The sequence below is a fragment of the Rubrivirga sp. genome, assembly GCF_049648075.1.
Classification (GTDB): domain Bacteria; phylum Bacteroidota; class Rhodothermia; order Rhodothermales; family Rubricoccaceae; genus Rubrivirga.
On sequence record NZ_JBARYR010000182.1, the window covers coordinates 1 to 4543 of the forward strand.

Annotated in this window: 5 protein-coding genes; all 5 read left to right on the top strand. The window is 69.5% G+C overall.

Going from position 1 to position 4543, the window contains the following annotated elements:
* The coding region (locus tag WBA11_RS05205) for a 3-isopropylmalate dehydratase large subunit (RefSeq protein ID WP_424519655.1) at positions 1-1257 on the top strand (1257 nt) is incomplete at its 5' end.
* A gap of 148 nt (positions 1258-1405) precedes the next feature.
* Entirely contained in the window at positions 1406-1969 is a 564-nt protein-coding gene (locus WBA11_RS05210; RefSeq protein WP_424519656.1) for a 3-isopropylmalate dehydratase, read from the top strand.
* Between the two features lie 391 nt (positions 1970-2360).
* The gene (locus tag WBA11_RS05215) at positions 2361-2534 is read left to right on the top strand and encodes a transposase (protein ID WP_424519657.1); all 174 of its coding nucleotides are present in this window, start codon (positions 2361-2363) and stop codon (positions 2532-2534) included.
* A 94-nt stretch (positions 2535-2628) separates the two neighbouring features.
* Positions 2629-3039: a hypothetical protein gene (locus WBA11_RS05220; RefSeq protein WP_424519658.1), complete on the top strand. Its 411-nt coding sequence runs from the start codon at positions 2629-2631 to the stop codon at positions 3037-3039.
* A gap of 38 nt (positions 3040-3077) precedes the next feature.
* A partial coding sequence (locus WBA11_RS05225; RefSeq protein WP_424519659.1) for a hypothetical protein occupies positions 3078-4543 on the top strand: 1466 nt, incomplete at its 3' end.

Here is a 4543-nt window from a genome sequence, read left to right on the forward strand (position 1 = left end):
CGGGACCGCGTCAGTCCGGGCGAGACCGTCTGGATCGACGTCGACACGCTGATGACGCACGACGTCTGCGGCCCGCCGACGATCGAGATCTTCAAGCGCGAGTTCGGCGAGCACGCCAAGGTGTGGGACCCTGAGGGGCTGGCCATCATCCCGGACCACTACATCTTTACGGCGGACGAGCACGCGCACCGCAACATCCAGATCTTGCGCGCCTTCGCCGCCGAGCACGACCTGCCGCACTACTACGACGTCGGCAGCGACCGCTACAAAGGGGTCTGCCACATGGCGTTGGCGGAGGAGGGCTTCAACCGCCCCGGCACGACGCTCTTCGGGACCGACAGCCACACCTGCACCTCGGGCGCGTTCGGCCTGTTCTCGACCGGCATCGGCAACACGGACGCGGCGCTCATCATGGGGACCGGCAAGATCTGGGTCAAGGTGCCCGAGTCGATGCGCTTCGTCTTCGAAGGCGACCTCCCACCTTACCTCATGGCCAAGGACCTGATCCTGGCCGTGATCGGTGACATCGGGACGGACGGCGCGACGTACCGGGCGATGGAGTTCGACGGCGGCGCGGTCTACGACCTCTCGGTCGAGGAGCGGATGACGCTGTGCAACATGGCCATCGAGGCCGGCGGCAAGAACGGGATCATCCAGCCGGACGAGGTGACCATCGAGTACGTCCGCAAGCGGACGATGCGCGACTTTACGCCGGTCTACTCCGCCGAAGGCGCGCGCTACCACTCCGAGCGCGTCTACGACGTGGCCTCGATGGAGCCCGTCGTGGCCAAGCCGCACGCGCCGGACAACAAGGCGGCCGTGAGCGAGGTGGCGGGAACGAAGCTAGACCGGGCCTACATCGGGAGTTGCACGGGCGGCAAGCTCGAGGACTTCGCAGCAGCGGCCAAGATCTTGCAGGGCCAGGAGTGCCGCGTTGATACCTACGTCGTGCCAGCGACGACCGACGTGCGCAAGGCGCTGTGGACGGAGACCGTCGGCGGCGAGACGCTGGCCGACATCTTCGAGCGATCGGGCGCCAAGGTCGGCCTGTCGAGTTGCGCGGCGTGCCTGGGCGGCCCCGTCGACACGTTCGGGCGGACCCACGGCGACGAGGTCGTGATCTCGACGACGAACCGCAACTACCCCGGCCGGATGGGATCGAAGCAGTCCTCGGTCTACCTCGCCTCCGCGCTCACCACAGCCGCTTCAGCCGTCACCGGCGTCATCACCGACCCCCGCGACGTGCTCGTCGCCTAGCGTCGACGGGCTCAAAGGTTCGGGGTTCGTCACCTGCGACCTCGAGCGCTGGACTTCACCTCGAGGCCGGACCTCGACCTCGAGGACGACACTGTTCGTGATTCCAACTGCGAACCGGCACGAAGCCGAACCCTGAACCCTGAACCTCATGAACGACATCATCCGCGGCAAGGCCTACGTGTTGGGCGACCACGTCGACACGGACCAGATCATCCCGGCGCAGCACTTGGTCTACAGCCTGACCGACCCCGAGGAACGGAAGCTCTACGGCGCCTACGCGCTGTCGTCGGTCCCACCGGAGCAAGCGGGACTCCCGACGGGCAACGTCCCGTTCGTCCTCGAGGGCGAGCATCGGAGCGAGTACACCGTGATCGTCGGCGGCGGCAACTTCGGGTGCGGGTCGAGCCGGGAGCACGCGCCGTTCGCGCTGCGCGAGGCCGGCATCGAGGCCGTGGTGGCGGAGAGCTACGCGCGCATCTTCTACCGCAACGCCGTCGACGGCGGGTTCCTGGCGCCGTTCGAGACGGCCGAGCCCCTAACCGCGCGCGTCCGTACCGGCGACGAGGTGGAGCTCGACACGCGAGCAGGCCTGTTTACGAATGTGACGACGGGCGAGAGCTGGGCGCTCCAGCCGCTCGGCGACGTAGCCGACATCCTCGAGGCCGGCGGCGTGTTCAACTACGCCCGGCAGCAAGGCCTCATCCCGAGCTAGCGCTCGCGGGGCAAGGGAAGCGCAAACGGGCATGGGCTCGTCCTCGAGGCCGTGCCGTCGCGTTGGTTTTCGCCCTCGAGGGCGCGCGTCAACTCGACCACGCGTGGAGCACATCCCGATCCGACCTCGAGGTCGATCAACGCACCGCGCCGCGCACGAGGGCGACCCGGTGGGTCGCCCCTACCCAAGAACCGAGGGATTCGCGGAGCACGGCCCTTGTACCGCCGCGGCCTCGAGGACGAGTGCGCCCCGCCTCGAGGGCGTGTAGGACGGAAGCGGTCCCGGAAGCGCTTTGTTGTTAAGTGTCTGTGGCGCAACCGCTTCCAGGACTACGTCTCGGCATCGACCGGCCGATAGCGGCGTTCGACCACCACATCCACCCGGACCCGCCATGACCTTCCGACTCCGCTTCCCGACCCTGTTCTCCAGCTTCCGCGCCGCCGCCAACGTGGCGCGCGCCTCCTACTGGGGACGCTGCCCGCACTGCGACGTCACGACGCCGTGGGCCGTCAACACGATGCGCGGTGAATACCGCTGCATGACCTGCCGCCGCTCGACGCTGTAGCGGCCGTCCTCGGACACGCGACCACGGACGCAGCCGACCTCGAGGACGGTCGCGTCTCTTCCATGCCAGTCGTCGTGGTCCGGTAGCTTGGGTCATGACTGTCCCCGACCCCGGCGAGTTGTCTCGCACCACGCGACTCACCGCCGCCGCCGCCGTGCTCGTGACAACGATCGCCGTCTTTCTAACAGCGGGCGACCGACCCTGGCAGTCCGTTGCCGCCGTCGTCATGGTCGCGCTGCTGCCCTACGTCGCCTTCGTCGCGCTGGCGCGATGGGCGAGCGGCGTGGTCACGGCCGAGGCGGTCGTGTTCGCCGGCTTGGTCCTCGCGGTGTTCTTCGCGGTCGGGATGTACGCGCTCGCGTTCGTGATCGCACCGGGTCCGCGGAGCGCATCGGCGCCGCTCGGGGTGCCGCTGTTCCAGTCGGGCGCCGTCGCACTCGCGGGCATCGGAGCCGCCATCGCGCGGTGGCGCGCTCGGCCTCGAGGACGGAACGGCCAGACCTAGGGGTGGTTAGCGAGCTAGCCCGCCACCCCACCACGGCCATGCTCCCTCGCTTCGCGCTCGCAGCTCTGCTCGCGATCCCGCTTGCATCCGCCCAGCCAGGCGCGTTCGGCATCGGCGGGACCTCCCTCGAGGTCGGGACCGCCGTCGACATCGCGGACGACGGGGCCGTCGCCCTGGGCGCGAGACATTTCTCCCCGTTCGACATCGACCCGGGACCGGGCGAGACCATTATCCCCGCAGCCGGCTTCGAGGACGGGATGGTCGCGGTCTACGAGCCGAGCGGCGCGTTGCGGTTCGCGGTCCCACTCGTCAGCGGCGGCTCGGACGACGTGTACGACGTCGCGTTCACACCCGACGGCGGCGTCGCGGTGATCGGGCACACCGGCGACGTGATGGACCTCGACCCAGGACCCGGCGAGACCTTGGTCGAGGCGCCCGGCCTCGAGGTCCGCATCTTCGTCGCCGTCTACGACCGCGACGGCTCGCTCCGATACGGGTTCGGCCTCGAAGGCCTGGACTTCGTCCAAGAAGGCGCGATCGCCGTCGACGATGCTGGAAACGCGATCATCGCCGCGACGCTCAACGGCACCACCGACTTCGACCCGACCGACGGCGCGGACGTGAGGACGGGCACCAACGACGCCGTCGTCGCCTCGTACGGCACGGACGGATCGCTCCGCTGGCTCAACGTCCTCGAGGGCGACACGTCACGGTCTCGAGGGCTCGACGTGGCCGGCTCGCGCATGTCGATGGCGGCCACGTTCAGCGGGACCGTCGACCTCGATCCGGGCAGCGGCGTGTCGGAGATCGGATCGGCGGGGGCGCTCGATGTGCTGGTGGTGTCGGGCCGGACGGACGGGGCCGTCGACGCCGGCTTCGCCTTGGGCGGACGAGGCGCAGACATCGCGTTCGACGTGGCGGTCGACGACACCGGTCGGACCGCGGTCCTGGGCCGGATCCAGTCGCCGACCGACCTCGATCCGGGACCGGGCGAGGTCGTGATCGGAACCGACGGCGGCGGCCTGCTCGGCGCACCGTTCGTCGGACTCTACGACGCCGACGGCACCTTCCGATTCGCCGCCAACCTGGGTGCGCTCGCCGTGAGCGGGATCGCCATCGAGGACGGCCGAGCGGTCTACTCCGGTAGCCTCCCGAGCGGTGACTACGACATCGACCCGAGCGCAGGGACCACGACCCTCACGACCGACGCCGGCTTCGACGGCGTCGTGGTCGCCCTCGAGGCCGACGGGTCGCTGCGGTGGTACCAGTCGGTCGTCGGGACCGGCGGAGGCGACAACGCGCTGGCGGTCGCGGTGAACGCGGGCGGCACGGTCGCGACGACGGGTCGGTTTACCCGGTCCGTGACGCTGGGTCCGAACCTGGCGTTGTCCTCGAACGGTGGCGACGACATCTTCGTGGCGGCGTACAGCGCCGGCGGTACGATCGTCGGCGGCGGTCCGACGGCGGCGGACCCCGACCTCGAGGCGTCGCGCCCGTCGATCAC